Below are 18,707 nucleotides of genomic sequence, written 5' to 3' on the forward strand. Positions count from 1 at the left end.
CTGCAGGGCTGCGAAGATCAACGGCACCCCTCCCGACCCTCCCCTTGGCTGCGCCAAAGGGAGGGCTCAAGCTCTGCCCCCTCCCTTTGGCGCAGCCAAGGGGAGGGCGGGGGAGGGGTTGAGCTTGTGAGCCTTACTGCCCCCGCAAAGCCTCCGCAAACTGCGGATAGGCAAACACATCGTTGTGATCGGCATCAGCGATGGTCACTGCCTGCGCCACACCGGGCAGGAATTCGCGCAACAACCGCGACGAACTCGCATTCGGAATCACCTCATCCCTGCCGGCGATGATCAGCGTGGTGGGCGCAGTGATCCGCGCGGCGTGGCGCCATGAATCGTAGTGATCGCGTAGCAGCAGGCGCACCGGGAAGGCCGGGAACATGCGTGCAGCCAGGCTGCCAATGCTGTCGTAAGGCGTGATCAGAACCAGCCGCTGAACTGGCCGGGCAGCGGCGAGTTGCACGGCGACGCCTGAGCCGAGGCTGCGGCCAACCACGATGATGTCGTGGGGTTGGCTGGTGCTGGTGCCGTCATAGAGCGCCAATGCATCGCTGATAAGCGAGGCTTCGGTTGGTGAGCCGCTGCTGCCGCCATAGCCACGGTAGTGCATCGCGTGGATGGCGGCTTCGGGAAACGCCTGCTGCAGCATTGGCAGCGCCTGCGAGACGTCTTCGGTATTGCCGCCGAAATACAGTACGAGCTGCGTGCTGTGCTGCCTGTTGCTGGAGACGATGATGTCGGCATCGTCGCGTGGCAGGGTCCAGTGCGGTACATCTGCACTGCGCGGGGCCGGGTGGTAGAGCATGCTGCGGGCATTGAAGGCGAGCAGGGCACAGGCGATCAGGTACATGCTGGCGAGCACGCTGATGGCGATCAACAGGACTTTCAGGCTGGTGATCATGCTGCTTGGCCTCGCCGGGGATGGGGAGAAGGCAGATAACACAGTCCATTTGCGCATCGCGTCGCCACAATCCGATATCCGTGCGCAGGCGCGGGATGCGTTTGTGGGAGCGGCGTAAGCCGCGAAGCCAGTACATCATCAGATGGCAGAGGTACCAAGGGCTTTGGCAGGGTCAGCTTCGCGGCTGACGCCGCTCCCACAAAAAAACAAGCGGGCTCAGCCTGCCGGCGTCAGCTGCCGCAGTTCCTTGCGTGCGGCATCGATCCACGCGCGCTGTGCCTGCTGGTAATAGCGCGGTGAGGTTTCGGCGCGGTCGAGGATGTTCTGCAGTTGCCTGGCCGCCTCGTCGTCGCGTCCGGCGCGCTTGAGCAGCAGCGCATAGCGCAGCCGCGCTTCCTCGCCCGGGTAGCCGCCGATCATCGCCTCGTACTCGTGCAGGGCGGCAGGGATGTCCGCGCTGTCTTCCACCGTGCGGGCATACAGCAGGTGGCCGTCATGCGATCGGAAACCGGGGTTGGCAGCGATCAGTGCTTCCAGCGTCTTGCGCGCCTGTGCCGGCTGCTGCAGGCCGTACTGCGCCTTGGCCAGGCCGAGCATGAGATCGGGATCCTCGCGGTGAATTCCGCGCAGCGCACCTTCATACAACGCCGCTGCCTCGGCGTACTCGCCGCGTTCCAGGTGCTCCTCGGCCAGGCGTCGGCGGTTGTCGGCGGTGTCCGATACCCGCAGGCGTTGGTCTGCCTGGCGCTTGCCACGCTGCGGGTCGATCTGGTCGCGCACCTGGCGCAGGCCGCGTCGCGCCGTCGGGTTGTTGCGCAGGTCCGGCAGCACTTCGGCGATGACGTAGATCAGCACTGCCAGGTAGGAGAACACCAGCAGGATGAAGATCCAATACAGCGGCCGCCCGGTGCGCACGACGTGTACGCAGCAGGCGATCTGCAGCAGCAGCGAAAGCAGAATGATCGGACTCATCCCTGTGTCCTCGGTCTGGAAGCGGCTCAGGCCGCTTCGTAGGCACCATAGCTGCGCAGGCGCTTGTAGCGCTGCTCCAGCAGTTCTTCCACGCTCAGCTTGTCCAGCTTGTCCAGCTCGTTGAGCAGCACGGCCTTCAGGCGCTTGCCCATCTGGGTCGGGTTGCGGTGTGCGCCGCCGATCGGCTCGCGGATCACCTTGTCGATCAGGCCCAGGCTCTTCAGTCGCGGCGCGGTCATGCCCAATTGCTCGGCGGCGTCCTTGGCCTTGCCGGCGTCCTTCCACAGGATGGAGGCGCAGCCTTCCGGGCTGATCGTCGAGTAGACGCTGTATTCCAGCATCAGGGTGCGGTCGCCCACGCCCAGCGCCAGGGCACCGCCGGAGCCGCCTTCACCGATCACCGTGCAGATCACCGGCACCTTCAGCTCGGCCATTTCCATCAGGTTGCGGGCGATGGCCTCGGACTGGCCACGTTCTTCGGCGTCGATGCCCGGCCAGGCACCGGCGGTGTCGATCAGGGTCAGCACCGGCAAGCCGAAGCGCTCGGCCATCTTCATCAGGCGCAGTGCCTTGCGGTAGCCCTCGGGCTTGGGCATGCCGAAGTTGCGCTTGACCTTTTCCTTGGTATCGCGGCCCTTCTGGTGGCCGATCAGCATCACCGGACGGCCGCCGATGCGGGCCAGGCCGCCAACAATGGCCTTGTCATCGGCAAAGGCGCGGTCGCCGGCCAGTTCCTGGAACTCGTCGCAGAAGATGCGGATGTAGTCCAAGGGGTAGGGGCGCGACGGGTGGCGGGCCACCTGCAGCACCTGCCAGGAGGACAGGTTGCGGAAGATCTGGGCAGTACGCAGGCGCAGCTTGTCTTCCAGCGCCTTGACCTCAGCATCGACATTGACCGCCGGCCCGGCGCTGGCATTGCGCAGGTCCTTGATCTTGGATTCCAGATCGGCGATGGGTTGCTCGAAATCGAGGTAGTTCGGATTCATCGGAAACCGTCAGCAATGAAAGGGGGGAAGTGTAGCCGAACGCGCCGTATCAACCCGTACGCGTCCGTCCGGACAATCAATTGGCCCAGGGCGGGCTGTACTTGACCTTGACCCGGCGCACGGCCGGGTCCTCGCGCAGGGCATCAAGCAGCTTGGGCGTGACCCGTACCGCGCCGCTGCTGCCGAGGTCGAGCATGCCGGCAATGCTGCCGCTGGGCTTGCCGTTGAGCAGCAGGTCCAGCCGCAGGGGGGTACGGCCCGGGCGGTGCGCGGCCAGCAGGGCATCGATGCGCTGCCAGATCGGGCCACCGCGGCCGTCCACCCGCATCGACACGCGCAGGGCGTGGTCGGCGCACAGTTGCTCGTAGTCCCAGCATTGGCGGATGCGCAGGGCGTAGCCGCCGTTGAATTCGTCCTCGCGCAGGCCGCCCTTCACGACCAGGATGCGGTCCTTGGTCATCAGGTGGCCGAATTCGGCCAGGCCGTCGGAGAAGGCGCTGCATTCGACGCGGCCCTTGCCGTCTTCCAGGGTCACGAAGACCTGGCTGTCACCCTTGCGGCGTACGCCAATGACCATGCCGGCCAGGATCACCGGGGATTCCTGGCGCCAGGCGCGCTTTTCGCCATCCTTGGAGGGGAAGGCCGGTGCGATCAGTTTGTCCAGGCCGCCCAGGTCGGTGCCGACCAGTTCCTTGACGTCGTCGGCATAGGGATCGAACGGGTGGCCGCTGAGGAAGAAGCCCAGCGTTTCGCGCTCGCCGTTGAGCAGTTGCGCCAGCGGCCATTCCTTGCTCTCGGGCAGGTCGAGCTGGCTGGCCGTGCTGACCGGGTCGGGGGCACCGAACAGCGAGTTCTGCCCGGAGGCCTTCTCGCGCGCCATCTGTTCGGTGGCCTTGATCACTTCCGGCAGCTGCAGCGCCAGCGTTGCGCGGTTCTTGCCGATGCCGTCGAAGGCGCCGCAGTTGATCATCGCTTCCAGCGTGCGGCGGTTGAGCTTGCCCGATTCCACGCGTACGCAGAAGTCCAGCAGCGAGGCATATTCGCCACCGCGTTCGCGCTGTTCCACCACCGCTTCGCAGGCGCCCTGGCCGACGCCCTTGATCGCGCCCAGGCCGTAACGGATGGTGTCGGCGTTGGCGGCCTCGAACATGTAAGCCGAATCGTTGACACGCGGTGGCAGCACGGTGAGGTTGAGGTTCTTCACCTCGGCCAGGAAGCCCACCACCTTGTCGGTGTTGTCCATGTCCGAAGACAGCGTCGCGGCCATGAACTCGGCCGGGTAATGGCGCTTGAGCCAGGCGGTCTGGTAGCTGACCAGGGCGTAGGCGGCGGCGTGCGACTTGTTGAAGCCGTAGCCGGCGAACTTTTCCATCAAGTCGAAGATCTCGTCGGCCTTGGGGCCATCGACGCCGCCCTTGGCCGCACCTTCGCGGAAGATCTCGCGGTGCTTGGCCATTTCCGCCGGCACCTTCTTGCCCATCGCACGACGCAGCAGGTCGGCGCCGCCCAGCGAGTAGCCGCCGACGATCTGCGCCATCTGCATCACCTGCTCCTGGTACACCATGATGCCGTAGGTGTCTTTCAGGATGGCCTCGGTGCGGGGATCGGGATAGATGATTTCTTCCTGGCCGTGCTTACGCGCGTTGAAGGAAGGAATCAGGTCCATCGGGCCGGGGCGGTACAGCGACACCAGCGCGATCAGGTCTTCGAAGCGGTCAGGCCGCGCGTCCTTCAGCAGGCGGCGCATGCCCGAGGATTCGAACTGGAACACCGCGCCGGTATTGCCGTTGGCGAAGATGTCCTTGTAGGTGGGGGCGTCGTCCAGCGGGATATGGGCGATGTCGATCGGCGGGATGCCGGCGCGCTCATGGCGCTTGTTGATCGCCTTCACCGCCCAATCGATGATGGTCAGCGTGCGCAGGCCGAGGAAGTCGAACTTCACCAGGCCCACTTCTTCCACGTCGTTCTTGTCGAACTGGGTGACCGGGTTCTTGCCGATACCGCCTTCGTCATGTTCGGCGTACAGCGGGCAGAACTCGCTCAGCGGCTCGGGCCCGATCACCACGCCACCGGCGTGCTTGCCGGCGTTGCGGGTGAGGTCTTCCAGCTGCAGCGCCAGGTCGATCAGGTCGCGGACATCGTCCTCGGTTTCATAGCGCTGGATCAGCTCGGCCGAGGCCATTTCCGAATCCACGCCTTCCTTGCCCTTGCCCAGTGCATCCTTCAGGTGGATGCCGAGGATGTTGGGGATCAGCTTGGAAACGCCGTCGACCAGGCCATAGGGGAAGCCCAGCACGCGGCCGGTATCGCGCACCACCGCCTTGGCCGCCATGGTGCCGTAGGTGATGATCTGGCTGACGCGCTCGCGGCCGTACTTGCGCGCGACGTAGTCGATCACCTCATCGCGGCGGTCCATGCAGAAGTCGATGTCGAAGTCGGGCATCGACACGCGTTCGGGGTTGAGGAAGCGCTCGAACAGCAGGTTGTAGGGCAGCGGATCCAGGTCGGTGATCTTCAGCGCCCAGGCCACCAGCGAGCCGGCACCGGAACCACGGCCGGGACCGATCGGGATGCCCTGGTTCTTGCCCCACTGGATGAAGTCGGCCACGATCAGGAAGTAGCCGGGGAAGCCCATCTTGATGATGGTGTTGAGCTCGAACTCCAGGCGCTCGTTGTAGTCCTCGCGGCTCATGCCGGCGGCCAGCGGATGCACCTGCAGGCGTTCTTCCAGGCCTTCGCGCGACTGCTTCTGGATCCAGGTATCCAGCGTCTCGTCGTCCGGCACCGGGTAGTTGGGCAGGAAGTAGGTGCCCAGCCGCATCTCGACGTTGCAGCGCTCGGCCAGCGCCAGGGTGTTGTCGATGGCATCGGGGATGTCGGCGAACAGCTCCGCCATCTGCTCCGGTGTCTTCAGGTACTGCTCGCGGCTGTACTCGCGCGGGCGCTTGGGGTCGTCCAGCACGCGGCCGGTGGAAATGCACACGCGCGCCTCGTGCGCGTCGAAGTCATCCGGCGATAGGAAGCGCACATCGTTGGTCGCCACCACCGGCAGGCCGCGCTGGCCGGCGGCCATCAGCGCGAACTGGTTGAAGCTTTCCTCGCCGTCGCGGCCGGTGCGGGTCAGTTCCAGGTGCAGGCCGTCGCCGAACACGCGCTGCCAGTCGGCGAGCTGCTGCTCGGCCAGGTCGTGGCGGCCTTCGCTGGCCAGGCGGCCGGCCAGGCTGTGGCGGCCGGCCAGCGCGAACAGGTTCTGGCAGCCGTCCTTGAGCCACTGCGGGTGCACGGCCACGCCGCCTTCATTGCGGTGGCCTTCCATCCATGCCCGCGTCAGCAGCCGCGACAGGCTCAGGTAGCCCTCGCGATCACGGCACAGCAGGGTCATGCGCCAGGGGTCCTGGCCGTCCTCGGTGATCAGCAGGTCGGCACCGGCGATGGGCTTGATGCCCACGCCTTCGGCGGCCTTGTAGAACTTCACCAGCGCGAACATGTTGTTCAGGTCGGTGACTGCCAAGGCCGGTGCTTTCATTTCGACCGAACGACTCAGCAGGTTGGGCTGCTTGGCCTTCTTGGGATCGGCCTGGTCGGGCTTGGCGGGGACGCGGATGGTGGAGTCCACCATCGAGAATTCGGTGTGGACGTGCAGATGGACGAAGCGGGAAGAAGTAGACATGCGGGGCCAGAAGTATGCCGGTGCAGGGTAGCGACGGGGGCGGGGTGGGGCAAGGCTTGACATGCCCGGCACGCGCGCCGGCCCGGGCCGGAGGCCCGCATGTGCACACTATCAGGGCAGGCGTCGGCCTGACGGCAATGGGGTCGTCCCGGCCTTCTGTGCAGGGGCCCCAGCCCGACCTGGGCGGTGCTGGCTGGGGCCCTGCCGTTGTCGCAGTCAGTGGACGCGGAAGTAACTGAGCGGTGCTGGTGCATAGCTGCCTTCACGCACCCGTCGCTGGTGCTCATGCAGGCGGGCTTCGATCTCACGCAGTTCCAGCCAGCTGCGGCGATTGAAGGCGATGTCATGGTAGCCACGGCCCTGACGTTCGGCCTCCTGCTGCCGCAGGCGCTGGTAGTCGAGGAAGTTGGTGACTTCGCCGGCAAGTTTCGGCCAGACGGTGTCTATGACGATGGCCTGGTCCAGCTGGCCGACGCCGGGAACCGTGTCGGGGATCAACTGGTGGCTGGCGTGCAGGTAGGCAATGACCATATGCAGCTCGCAGCTCACCTCGGCGGCAGGCTCCCAGTCGGTCTCCTGCAGCAGCTGTTCCAGCAGATGGGCGTGGCGCATCCGCTGCGTGATGCAGGGCGAGGCGCTTTCGTCCCCGGCTGCGTTGTTCAGGTTGCGGGCAGCGGTGGCCAACTGGTCGGTCTGCAGTGGCGGTTGGGTGCGGCCAAGGCGGGCCAGCAGGCTGTTGAAATGCTCCATTTCACGCGGGACCAACAGATAGTCGTTCACATGATTGCGGCGTTGCGGGGCGCCGCTCGGGTACTGGTCCAGAACCTGCGGCAGCGGAAGGCGGGGGTCGATGGTGTACATGGTGTTGCTCCTGCGGGTGGGGGGCGTCCGGGGGGAGAACGCAGCGCCAGCATCCGCTTGGGCGTAGCATTGGTCATGATGGCAGGCGGAGCCTTCAGACAGTCATTGCGCTGGTTTCTGAGGAATTCATGAGGGCTTGCCGATGGGTGCGGTCGAAGACCCGGGTGACACAGGTCAAGCGGTCGAACGCTACCGTTTCGACGGCATCGTGGTGGATGCGCTGGCGCATACACTCAGCCGTGACGGCCAGTATCAATCGCTGGAGCCAAAAGCCTTCGCCGTGCTGTTGCTGCTGCTGCGGCACGCCGACGAACTGCTGGTGCGCGACCAGCTGCTGGATGCTGTCTGGGGCCATCGCCATGTGACACCAGGTGTACTGACCCGTGCCATCGCCCAGTTACGTTCCGCGCTGGACGACCATTCGCATGAGCCGCGCTACATACAGACCCAGCATGGTTTGGGCTACCGCTTCATCGGCAAGTTGTTGCCGCCGGAGGCCACGGCTTCCTCCGCTTCGGTTGTTGAACCGATCTCCACTTCTACGACGGTCGAGCTGCCTGATGCAGTTGCTGAACGCGCTGAACACGTGGTTGCGGATAGTGACCTGCATGCCGAGCCGCCATCACCGCCAGCACGCCGATTGTCGCGCTGGTGGCGGGAGGCGCCGAAGTTGCCACTACCGGCGTGGATGCGTTCACGCGCGTTCCTGGTCGGCTGCGCGTTGTTGCTGCTGCTGTTGGGGGCGGGCTACTGGTGGTGGGGTCGCACGCCGGTTGTGGCCGGCGCTTCGATTGCGGTGATGCCATTCAGCAGCCTCAGTGACGACGCCGCCGACCGCTATTTTGCCGATGGTCTGGCGGTGGAGATGCATGATGCCCTTACCAATGTGCCGGGCCTGAAGGTGGCCGCACGGCAACTCGCAGCGCCTGCCGAAGGCGATACCGATGATGACGATGTGCGTCGGATCGGACGCCGTCTGGGCGTGGCCACACTGCTCGATGCCAGCGTGCGTCGCGAGGGTGGGCGGGTACGCATCAGTGCGCGGCTGTCAGATACCAATACAGGCTTCACCTTGTGGGCGGAAACCTATGACCGGGAGATCAACGACGTGTTCGCGCTGCAGGGCGAGATAGCGAACAAGGTCGTGCACGCCCTGCTCGGCCATCTGCCAGGAAAGACCGCCGGAATTGCACAGCGCTTGAATCCCACCAATGACGTCAACGCCTATGACGCCTATCTGCGAGGTCTGGCGCTGCTGCAAAGACCCGTCGGCGAGGCGGGCAACGAGCGGGCGATGGCCGCGTTCGCACAGGCGCTGGCGCTGGATCCGCATTTCGCCCGGGCCCAGGCCGGCCTTTGCCGTGCGCAGATTGCGCGGTTGGAAGGGGTCAGTGACGCAGGTGCGTTCGAGCGCGCGCGGCAGGCCTGTGCGCGCGCGCAGGCGATGGATCCGGGATTGCGCGAGGTGAGTCTGGCGATGGCGGAAATCGCCCGCGTCAGCGGCCAGAACGAACAGGCGCTGAAGCTTTACCAGCAGGTCATCGATGACCCTGCACTGCGTGCCGACGGTCTGGTCGGGCAGGCACGCACTTACGCCGCGCTCGGCAAGGAAGAGCAGGCGCTGCAGTCGTTCCAGCAGGCCATCGCGGCGCGGCCCAGCGATGCGCAGATCTATCGCCTGCTCGGCTACCACCATTGGTTGCGCGGCGACGTTCCCAAGGCCATCGATGCGTTTGTCACTGCCACCGTGCTGCAGCCGGAAGACAGTCGCTTATGGGGCAGCCTGGGCGGTTTGTATCTTGCGCAGGGCGATACCGTGCAGGCCGGGCATGCATTCAACATGTCCTTGTCGATCGAGCCCAATGCCGGTGCCTTGACCAACCTGGGCACGATGAAATTCGATCGCGGCGAATACGCGCTCGCTGCGGAGTTGTTCCAGCAGGCGACGGTGCTGGAGCCGGAGGACTATCTGCACTGGGGCAATCTTGCCGATGCGCTGGCCGCTGCCCCCGCAACGGCAGCGCAGGCACAGGCGCCGTATCTGCGTGCGGCGCATCTGGCACAGCAATACGTCGACGTGCGCCGCGATGATGCTTATGCCTTGGCCTTGCTGTCCTGGTACCGCGCCAACCTGGGCGAGCGAGCACGCGCGCTGCAGGATCTGCAGGCGGCGCGTGCGCTGGGTACGCAGGCGGCCGAAGTCGCGTTGTGGTGTGCGCAGACCTTGACCCTGCTCGGCGACAAGACGGGCGCGCACAGCTGCGTAGAAAGCGCGTTGAAGCAGGGCATTCCGCAACAGCGCATCGACGCCTTGCTGTCGCTGCAGCGTTACGCGCTGGTCGGCAGTGGCGTGCGGAAGGAATAGAAACGGTTTTTCCTGTCCGGGGCGGCGGACCTCATCGAGGAGTGGTCGTCATGAACTACAACATGTGGGTCTATCTTGCTGTCTCAGCGGGAATCATTGTCGGTGCAGTGGCCTGCGCCACGGTTCCGCCAGCCCCGGGCGAAGCGGTGCAATGCACGGAGAATCTGCCGGCCCGGATCGTCAAGCTGGTCTACGTCGACGTGGCCGCAGGGCCGAACGGTCCCGTCATCACCCCGGAGGTGTGTGCGGTGCGCAGTGGTACGCAGGTGTTGTGGCGTACGGCGGAAGATGTGCTGGATCCTTTCGCGCTGGCGTTCGCCGAGTCGCCGGGGGCCGCCGCGTCATACCGCAGCGCTGCAAATACAGGACAGAAGGACTTCGATTCCCAACGCATGGGTCGACGTCAGGAGGTGTTGATCGTCGCCAAGGCAGTAGTCAGCGAGAACAACATCAACTATGACGTACGCATCGGCTCAAGCCATCTTGATCCCGGAATAAAGATCATGCCGCGTTGATGGGGCCGCGTGTGGCTCAGGGCGCTTGCAGGCAGGCTCGGACCGGGGCGAAGCTGCGCCGGTGCTGCGGGCAGGGACCATGTGCGCGCAGCGCAGCCATATGGAAGGGTGTGCCATAGCCCTTGTGCTGGTCGAAGCCGTATTCGGGATGCTGCTGGTGCAGCTCCAGCATGAAGCGGTCGCGGCTGACCTTGGCCAGGATCGAGGCGGCCATGATGCTGCGGTCGATGGCGTCGCCACCTACCAGCGCTTCGGCCGGGCAGGGTAGGCCCTTGGGAATCTTGTTGCCATCGATGCGGGCGAACTGGGCCACATGCCCCACGCCTTCTACCGCCAGGCGCATGCCCTGCATGGTGGCCTGGAAGATGTTGAGGCTGTCGATCTCGGCCACGTTGACCATCACGATCTTGTAGGCCAGGGCGCGCTCGATGATGCGGTCGTAAAGCTGATCGCGGCGTAGTGCGGTCAATGCCTTGGAGTCATCCAGGCCGTTGATGCGCGGGCGTTCGGGATCGAAGACAACGGCCGCTACCGCGACCGGGCCGGCCAGCGGGCCGCGCCCGGCCTCGTCGACGCCGGCGACCAGACGCGGGGCCTGTCGCGCAAGCAGGGCGGCATCGTCAAACAAGGACAGCGAGACATCCGCTGCCTTGGGGCTACGTCTTGCAGTCACGGCTGACCTTGCTTGCGCGGTGTCTGCAGCAGCCCGGCGACAGCGTCGGCGGCGCGCGCCGAGGCATCCTGACGCAATTGCCGGTGCAGCTGCTGGTAGTCGTCCTGCAGGCCGCTGACGCAGTCGGGATGCTCAAACCAGTTGCGTACCGCGGCGGCCAGATTGTCTGGCGTGCATTCGTGCTGGATCAGCTCCGGCGCCAAGTCCTTGCCGGCCAATACGTTGGGCAGGGCAAAGCGATTGACCTTGATCAGGCCCAGTGCCTTGACGATGCGGTAGGTGAGTTCGGCCACGCGGTAGCCCACCACCATCGGGCGTTTGACCAGCATGGTTTCCAGCGTGGCGGTGCCGGAAGCCAACATCACCACGTCGGCGGCGACCATTGCCTGGCGTGCCTTGCCATCGAGCAGGTGCAGGCGCGCGCTGGGTAGCGCGGCGCTGCGGATCTGCTCGGTGATCATCGCCTTGCACTTGGCATTGGCCGCGGGCACGACGATATGCAGGCCGCGGTCCTGTTCGCACAGCTGCCAGGCGGCGGCGAAGAACGGCGGACCGAGACGGCTTACTTCGCCAAGACGGCTACCGGGCAGCACCGCGAGCAACTTTGCCTGCTCTGGAATGCCCAGCGCTTGCCGTGCGGCTGCACGGTCACTGTGCAAGGGAATTTCATCGGCCATCGGATGGCCGACAAAGCGCGCGTCAATGCCGTGGCGGGCGTAGATCGGCGGTTCCATCGGGAACAGGCACAGCACCAGGTCGGCGCTGGCACCGATTTTCTCGGCGCGCTTCTCGCGCCAGGCCCAGACCGAGGGGCTGACGTAATGCACGGTACGCAGGCCGCGCTGCTTGAGCCATTTTTCAACGCCCAGATTGAAATCAGGTGCGTCGATGCCGATGAATACATCCGGTTGCCAGTCGAGCACGCGCTGGCGGAATTCCTTGCGCAGCTTCAGCAGGCGCGGCAGATGGCGCAGGATTTCAGCCAGCCCCATCAGTGCCAGCTCGCTGGCATCAAACCAGGTTTCGCAGCCGGCATTGCGCATCGCATCGCCGCCGATGCCGGCAAATTCGGCATCGGGGTAATGCGCGCGCAGGGCATTGATCAGGCCGGCGCCAAGCAGGTCGCCCGACGCCTCGCCGGCAACCAGCGCGATGCGCGGCTTGCGCGCGTGACCCAAGCCCGAATCGCGAGTCTCTGCGCTCATCGCTGCAGCGGACGTTCGCCGTGCTCGATGAAGTCCAGCATCTGCTTGACGTCATCGCTGCTCTGCGCCTGCTCGGCCAGCGCCAGCTTGGCTTCGGCCAGCGGCACACCGGCCACGTAGATGGTGCGGTAGGCACGCTTGATCGCACTGATGCGCTCGGCGTCGAAGCCGCGACGCTTCAGGCCTTCGCTGTTGATGCCGCGCGGGCGGCCGTGGCCGTCGATGCCGACCATGGTGAACGGCGGGATGTCGCCGGTGACCAGTGCGCCCATGCCAAGGAAGGCATGGTCACCGATGCGGCAGAACTGGTGCGCCCCCGCGAAGCCGCTGATGATCACCCAGTTGCCGACCGAGACATGCCCGGCCAGCGTGGTGTTGTTGGAGAACACGCAATGGTCGGCCACGTGGCAGTCGTGGGCGACGTGTACATAGGCCAGCATCCAGTTGTCGTTGCCGATGGTGGTCACGCCGCCGCCGCCGGCGGTGCCGCGGCTGAGGGTGACGAACTCACGGAAGACATTGCGGTCGCCGATCACCAGTTCGGTGCGTTCACCGCCGAACTTCTTGTCCTGCGGTTCGCCACCGACCGCGACGTGGCCGATGAAGCGATTGTCGCGGCCGATCCGGGTCGGCCCATGGATGCTGCAATGCGGACCCACCTCGGTACCGTCACCGATCTCGACGTCGGCACCGATCAGGGTGAACGCACCCACGCGCACGCCCTGGCCCAGCTTTGCCGAAGGATCAATGACCGCGGTCGGGTGAATCAGAGGGGCGCTATCGCTCATCGGCTTGCTCCAGGCAGGTTATTCGCGGGTGCCGGCGCACAGCACTTCGGCGTGTGCGACCACTTCACCATCCACCTTGGCTTCGCCATAGTAGACCGCCATGTTACGGATCATGCGCTTGACCTGCACATGCAGTTCCAGCACGTCACCGGGCACCACCTGCTTCATGAAACGCACGTTGTCGACCTTGACCAGATAGAACAGCTTGGACTGCGCGTCGCGGCCAAGGCTGAGCTGGGTCAGCACGCCACCGGCCTGGGCCAGCGCCTCGATGATCAGCACACCCGGCATGATCGGCTGGCCCGGGAAGTGCCCCTGGAAATAGGGCTCGTTGATGGTGACGTTCTTGTGCGCAATGATGCGCTTGGCGTCCACATCCAGATCGACAACCTTGTCGACCAGCAGGAACGGGTAGCGGTGCGGAATCAACGTCTGGATGGTGGTGACGTCGATGGGCATCTGCAGTGGTGCGTTCATTCCTTCTCCTTGCTCACAGCCAGGATGCGACGTGCCAGCGCATCGAGCTGCTTGAAGCGCGCGGCGTTTTTGCGCCACGTGCGGTTATCGGTCAATGGGGTACCCGACGAGTATTCGCCCGGTTCGGTAATCGAGTTGCGCACCACCGAGCGGCCGGTGATGACGACGTGGTCGCAGATCTCCAGGTGGCCAACCACGCCAACGGAGCCGCCGAGCAGGCAATAGCGGCCGATCTTGGCACTGCCGGCGATGCCGGTGGAGCCGGCGATGGCGCTGTGCGCGCCGATCTGTACGTTGTGGGCGATCTGCACCAGGTTGTCCACGCGCACGTCTTCGTCCAGCGTGGTGTCTTCCAGTGCGCCGCGATCAATGCAGGTGTTGGCGCCGATCTCGCAGTCGTCGCCGATGCGCACGCCGCCCAGCTGCGGCACCTTGATCCAGTGGCCGTTGTCCATGGCCAGGCCGAAGCCTTCGGCACCGAGCACGGCGCCCGGATGGATGCGCACGCGCTTGCCCAGCTTGACCCGGGCGACGAGGGTGACGCGGGCCAGCAGTTCGCTGCCGGCTTCGACCACGCAGTCGTCACCAACGATGCTGCCAGCGCCGATGATGCAGCTCTCGCCAATCACGCTGCGTGCGCCGATGCAGACGTGCGGGCCGACATGGGCGCTGGCGGCCACCGTCGCGCTGGGGTCGATGACCGCGCTGGGGTGGATGCCGGGGGCGCGCACAGGAACGGTCTCGAACAACGCGCCGATCTTGGCGAAGCTGGTGTACGGGTCCTTGGCGACCAGGGCGGTGCCTGGCGCGGCCTCGGCGTCGTCGGCGCGCAGCAGCACGATCGACGCCTTGCTGTCGGCCAGCTGTGCCCGGTAACGCGGATTGGCCAGGAAGGTCAGCTGCCCGGGGCCGGCATGGGCCAGCGTGGCAACGCCATGGATGGCGACCGACGGGTCACCGTGTACCTGCAGGCCGAAACGGTCGGCAAGTTCCTGAGCGGTATAGGTAGGAGTATTCACGCAGCAAGTTTACCGTGTGCGCCGATGGCGGTCATGCGAACGGACGTTATCACCCTTGCAGGGCAAGGGCAGCGGGGGGGGGGCGGGTTGGCCGGAAGTGGGGGCCAATGGAGCAGTATGGCTTTGATGGAATGTCCCGCTACGCCGAGCGCAGCCACATGTCCCATAAAAGCAAACCCCGGGGCAGTGTTGCTTCCCAGGGCAGGTTGAGGCGGTAGTTCTGGTGGAAAGCCCCCTTTGGTAAAGGGGGTGCGCCGACAGGCGCGGGGAATCGGTAGACCGAAGTGCGCCCGAAGGTTATGCCTGCGGCATAACCTTCGGTCCCCGGGGCTTCACCCCGGGGCAGCGGGTCAGTTCGTCAGAACTGACCACCAAAGGTGAACTGCAGACGCTCGATCTCGTCACCATCTTCCTTCTTCAACGGGAAGGCATAGCTGATCGAGATCGGGCCGACCGGGGCGCGCCACAACAGGGCCACGCCGGCCGAAGCGCGCAGCTCGTTGGCCTTGAAGTTGCTGGTGCCGTTGTAGACGTTGCCGAAGTCGAAGAACGCCGAGACGCGCGCCGACGGGCTGTCGAACAGCTTCGGGAAGTAGGCTTCGATGGAGCCCACCGTCTTCACCGAACCACCCAGCGGCTGGCCGTTGTAATAGCCACCGATGATTTCCGAACGCGGACCCAGGGTGTTGTCCTCGAAGCCACGTACCGAGTTGGTGCCGCCGGCGTAGAAGTTCTCGAAGAACGGCAGGCCGCTCGCCTTGACCTGACGGTGGTTGGCGGTCGGGTTGCTGCCGCAGTCCACCACCTGGGTGGTAGCGGGGGTGCCGGGGGTGCCGGGTACTGCAGGCGTGGTGCCGGTTGCCGGCGTGCCGGGGGTGCCCGGAGTGCCGGGGATATCGTTCCAGCAGATATCGCGGACCTTGTCCTTGCCGTAGGAGTCGCCGTAGCCCAGTTCCAGGCGGGTATTGATAACCAGTGACGGAATGATCGGCCAGTACTTGGAGAACTGGTAGCTGAGCTTGTAATACTCGACCGTTGAACCCGGCAACGTGGTCTCCAGGCCCAGGCGCTGGTAGGTACCGCGGGTCGGCATGAAGTAGTCGTTGCGGGTGTCGCGGGCCCAGCCCAGCTCCGAGCGCCAGGAATGGAAGGTGCGCGTGCCGACCGCATCGATGTAATCGATGATCGCCTTCGGGGTGTAACCCTGATAGGTGGTGATCTGGTTGCTGTCGATGCCGAACATCAGCGAAAACGCATCGTTCTCGGTGATCGGAATGCCGAACACCACCTGCGCCGAGCCGTTGGTGCTGTTGTACTGGGCGGTGTTGAAGTCGGAGTAATCGAGCTCACGCCACGACAGGTTATAGCCCAGCGAGACGCCGTCATCGGTGAAGTAGGGGTTGGTGTAGCTGAAGCCATAACGCTGCAGGTAGCTGCTGCGTGAGGCCTCGACCGACACGCGGTTGCCGCCGCCGAGGAAGTTGTTCTGCGACAGCTGTACCGAGGTGGTCATGCCGTAGGACTGCGAATAGCCCAGGCCGAACACGAAGCTGCCCGAAGTGGTTTCCTTGACGTTGTAGACCACGTCGACCTGGTCGTTGCTGCCGGTGACCGGCTGGGTCTCGACGTCGACCGACTCGAAATAGCCCAGGCGCTGCAGGCGGATCTTGGAACGGTCGATCGCAGCCTGCGAATACCAGCTGTTCTCGAACTGGCGCATTTCACGGCGCAAGACCTCGTCGCTGGTGCGCGAGTTGCCCTTGAAGACGATGCGGCGCACGGCCACGCGCGGGCCCGGCACGACCTGCATGTTCACCGCCACGGTACGGTCGGCGCGGTTGCTGGTCGGGATCGGGTTGACCTTGGCGAAGGCATAGCCAACGTTGGACAGGCTGTTGGTGATGCCGTCGGCACTGAACTCCAGCAGGGCGCGCGAGAACGTATCGCCCGACTTCTGGATGACCATCTTCTCCACGTCTTCCTGCGGCAGGATGGTGTCGCCGGTGACCTTGATCTCGGAAATCTTGTACTGCTCACCCTCGGTTACGCCGGCGGTGATGAACATGTCACGCTTGTCCGGGCTGATCGAGACCTGGGTCGAGTCGATGCTGAAATCGACGTAGCCACGGTCCAGGTACCAGGAGTTGAGCTTTTCCAGGTCGCCGGACAGCTTTTCCTTGGAGTACTGGTCATCGCGGCGGTACCAGGAAGCCCAGTTGTGCTCCTTGGACTCCCAGATATCCAGGATGTCTTCGGCCGGGAACTTCTCGGTGCCGATCAGGTTGACGTGGCGGATCTTGGCCGCCTTGCCTTCCTTGACGGCGATGGCAACGTCGACGCGGTTGCGGTCCAGCGGGCTCACCGTCGGGGTGATTTCCACGTTGTACTTGCCGCGGTCGTTGTACTGGCGGCGTAGCTCCTGGGTCACGCGGTCCAGGCTCAGGCGGTCAAAGGTGCCGCCTTCGCTCAGGCCGATGTCGCTCAGGCCCTTGAGCAGCTGCTCGCTCTTGATGTCCTTGTTGCCGGTGACGGTCAACTTGTTGATCGCCGGGCGCTCCTTGACGGTGACGACCAGGATGTCGCCCTGGCGGTCCAGCTGCACGTCTTCAAAGAAGCCGGTCTTGTACAGGGCGCGGATGGTGTCGCCGACCTTGGCGTCGTCGACCGTGTCGCCGCGTTCCACCGGCAGGTAGGTGAACACGGTGCCGGAGGAAATGCGCTGCAGGCCGTCCACGCGGATATCGCTGGCGGTAAAGGGCTCGGCTGCCTGTGCAAGCGCAGGCAGGGCCAGACCGGCAGCAAGTGCGAGGGCCAGCAGGCGGCGATTGGGAAGTCGCGTCATATCACGTCCGGTTGGAGTCGATTTCGATAATGCGTGGGTGCCGGCGTAAGACGACGACAACGGGAAAAAGTTCATCGCGGAACCAGGCTCAGGATGTCGTTGTAGAACGCCAGTCCCATCAGCCCGGCCAACAGCGCCAGACCGATGTATTGGCCGGCAGCCATGGCACGCTCGCTAAGCGGGCTGCCCTTGACCAACTCGATAAGGTAATACAGCAGGTGCCCGCCGTCCAAGACGGGGATGGGCAGCAGGTTGATGATGCACAGGCTCAGGGACAGCAGGGCCAGGAAATACAGGAACCAATCCACCCCGCGTTCAGCCGAGGCATTGGCCACGCGGGCGATGGTGATCGGGCCGGAAACGTTCTTGAGCGAGGCGGTGCCGGTGAGCATGCGGCGCATCATGCCCAGCGAATCCGACGCCAATTTGCCGGTTTCGCGCACGGCAGCGGGGAGGGCCGCCAACACGCCATACTGCTGGCGGGCGTCGTATGCAGGCGTCTGGTTGGTGGCGAAGCCCACGCCTATCATCCAGCGAGGCTTGCCATCCGGGCCTTGTCCGGCCTGCGGGGTGAGCTCCAGCGCCAGGCGCTCGCCATTGCGCTCTACCTCGACCATGCCGGGGCCGCCACGCTGGCCAAGCTGCTGGATCAGCGGCGTGACCTGGTCGGCGCTGTCCACGCGCTGGCCGTCAACGGCCAGGATCAGGTCGCCTGGCTGCAGCAGGTCGGCGGCGGCCGAATCGGCCGAAACCGAGTCAACCCGCGCCGGTTGCAGCCAGAACTGCCAGATGAAACCGGCCTGCATCGGGACCTGGCGTTCGTCAAAACCGGCCGGCAGCTGCGACAGCGGCAGCACCCGGGTGCGCTCGTTGTCGAGGTTGTCGCGGACGCGGACATGCGCATCCTGGCGATCCATGGCGGCGGTGGTGATGGCCATGCTGGCCTCGGCCCAGGTGGCGACGCTGCGGTCTTCCACGGCCAGGATGCGGTCGCCGGCGACAAAGCCGGCCTGTGCGGCCATGCCGGTGGTGCGGCCGATGGTGGCCGAGTAATCCTGGCGGCCGATCACGAACATCGCCCATAGCAGGGCGATGCACAGGATCAGGTTGGCCGCCGGGCCGGCGGCGACAATGGCGATGCGCTGCCAGACGCTCTTGTTGTTGAAGGCGACGGCGCGTTCACCGGCCGGGACCTCGACCTCGCGCTCGTCGAGCATCTTGACGTAGCCACCCAACGGGATGGCAGCGATGGCGAACTCGGTACCGTTGCGGTTGCGGCGGCTCCACAGTGGCTTGCCGAAGCCCACCGAAAAGCGCAGCACCTTTACCCCGCAACGGCGGGCGACCCAGTAGTGGCCGAATTCATGGAACGTCACCAGCACACCGAGGCTGACGATCATCCACCATACGGACCCCAGGAAGTCAGCCATGGG

Annotated in this window: 14 protein-coding genes; 2 read left to right on the top strand and 12 right to left on the bottom strand. The window is 65.1% G+C overall.

Annotation, left to right across the window (positions count from 1 at the left end; all coding sequences use genetic code 11):
• Positions 1-133 precede the first annotated feature (133 nt).
• The 5 genes from RT131_RS00465 to RT131_RS00485 form a co-directional block, all read right to left on the bottom strand.
• Positions 134-901, bottom strand: a complete 768-nt coding sequence (locus tag RT131_RS00465) for an alpha/beta fold hydrolase (protein ID WP_313169314.1) — start codon at positions 899-901, stop codon at positions 134-136.
• A 216-nt stretch (positions 902-1,117) separates the two neighbouring features.
• The gene (locus tag RT131_RS00470) at positions 1,118-1,873 is read right to left on the bottom strand and encodes a tetratricopeptide repeat protein (RefSeq protein WP_313169316.1); all 756 of its coding nucleotides are present in this window, start codon (positions 1,871-1,873) and stop codon (positions 1,118-1,120) included.
• A 26-nt stretch (positions 1,874-1,899) separates the two neighbouring features.
• The gene (locus RT131_RS00475) at positions 1,900-2,859 is read right to left on the bottom strand and encodes an acetyl-CoA carboxylase carboxyltransferase subunit alpha (RefSeq protein ID WP_313169318.1); all 960 of its coding nucleotides are present in this window, start codon (positions 2,857-2,859) and stop codon (positions 1,900-1,902) included.
• Positions 2,860-2,935: 76 nt separating this feature from the next.
• Complete coding sequence (gene dnaE, locus RT131_RS00480) at positions 2,936-6,529, bottom strand: DNA polymerase III subunit alpha (RefSeq protein WP_313169320.1); 3,594 nt, start codon at positions 6,527-6,529, stop codon at positions 2,936-2,938.
• A 216-nt stretch (positions 6,530-6,745) separates the two neighbouring features.
• Positions 6,746-7,390, bottom strand: coding sequence for a hypothetical protein (locus RT131_RS00485; protein WP_313169322.1), 645 nt, complete (start codon positions 7,388-7,390; stop codon positions 6,746-6,748).
• 142 nt (positions 7,391-7,532) lie between these two features.
• Between RT131_RS00485 and RT131_RS00490 the strand changes: the two genes are divergently transcribed.
• Both RT131_RS00490 and RT131_RS00495 read left to right on the top strand, forming a co-directional pair.
• Positions 7,533-9,755: a winged helix-turn-helix domain-containing protein gene (locus tag RT131_RS00490; protein ID WP_313169324.1), complete on the top strand. Its 2,223-nt coding sequence runs from the start codon at positions 7,533-7,535 to the stop codon at positions 9,753-9,755.
• Between the two features lie 50 nt (positions 9,756-9,805).
• Positions 9,806-10,270 carry a hypothetical protein gene (locus tag RT131_RS00495; protein WP_313169326.1) on the top strand — a complete coding sequence of 155 codons (465 nt, stop codon included), beginning with the start codon at positions 9,806-9,808 and terminating at the stop codon, positions 10,268-10,270.
• 16 nt (positions 10,271-10,286) lie between these two features.
• Here the strand turns inward: RT131_RS00495 and RT131_RS00500 are convergent, their stop codons facing one another.
• The 7 genes from RT131_RS00500 to rseP form a co-directional block, all read right to left on the bottom strand.
• Positions 10,287-10,904 (bottom strand): ribonuclease HII, encoded by a 618-nt coding sequence (locus RT131_RS00500; RefSeq protein ID WP_313170186.1) that lies wholly within the window; start codon positions 10,902-10,904, stop codon positions 10,287-10,289.
• Positions 10,905-10,939: 35 nt separating this feature from the next.
• Complete coding sequence (gene lpxB, locus RT131_RS00505; RefSeq protein WP_313169328.1) at positions 10,940-12,148, bottom strand: lipid-A-disaccharide synthase; 1,209 nt, start codon at positions 12,146-12,148, stop codon at positions 10,940-10,942.
• On the bottom strand, positions 12,145-12,936 hold the full coding sequence (lpxA, locus tag RT131_RS00510; protein ID WP_313169330.1) for an acyl-ACP--UDP-N-acetylglucosamine O-acyltransferase: 792 nt from the start codon (positions 12,934-12,936) through the stop codon (positions 12,145-12,147). Before lpxA ends, lpxB begins: the two co-directional genes overlap by 4 nt.
• Before the next feature lie 18 nt (positions 12,937-12,954).
• Positions 12,955-13,413, bottom strand: coding sequence for a 3-hydroxyacyl-ACP dehydratase FabZ (gene fabZ, locus RT131_RS00515; RefSeq protein WP_313169331.1), 459 nt, complete (start codon positions 13,411-13,413; stop codon positions 12,955-12,957).
• Positions 13,410-14,432 (bottom strand): UDP-3-O-(3-hydroxymyristoyl)glucosamine N-acyltransferase, encoded by a 1,023-nt coding sequence (gene lpxD, locus RT131_RS00520; protein WP_313169333.1) that lies wholly within the window; start codon positions 14,430-14,432, stop codon positions 13,410-13,412. Before lpxD ends, fabZ begins: the two co-directional genes overlap by 4 nt.
• A 358-nt stretch (positions 14,433-14,790) precedes the next feature.
• A complete protein-coding gene (bamA, locus tag RT131_RS00525; RefSeq protein ID WP_313169334.1) occupies positions 14,791-17,274 on the bottom strand; it encodes an outer membrane protein assembly factor BamA in 2,484 nt (827 codons plus the stop codon).
• 71 nt (positions 17,275-17,345) lie between these two features.
• Positions 17,346-18,704, bottom strand: coding sequence for an RIP metalloprotease RseP (gene rseP / locus RT131_RS00530; protein WP_313169336.1), 1,359 nt, complete (start codon positions 18,702-18,704; stop codon positions 17,346-17,348).
• Between the last annotated feature and the right edge of the window lie 3 nt (positions 18,705-18,707).

Origin of the sequence: Stenotrophomonas sp., from assembly GCF_032066555.1 — a bacterium.
Lineage (GTDB): Bacteria > Pseudomonadota > Gammaproteobacteria > Xanthomonadales > Xanthomonadaceae > Stenotrophomonas.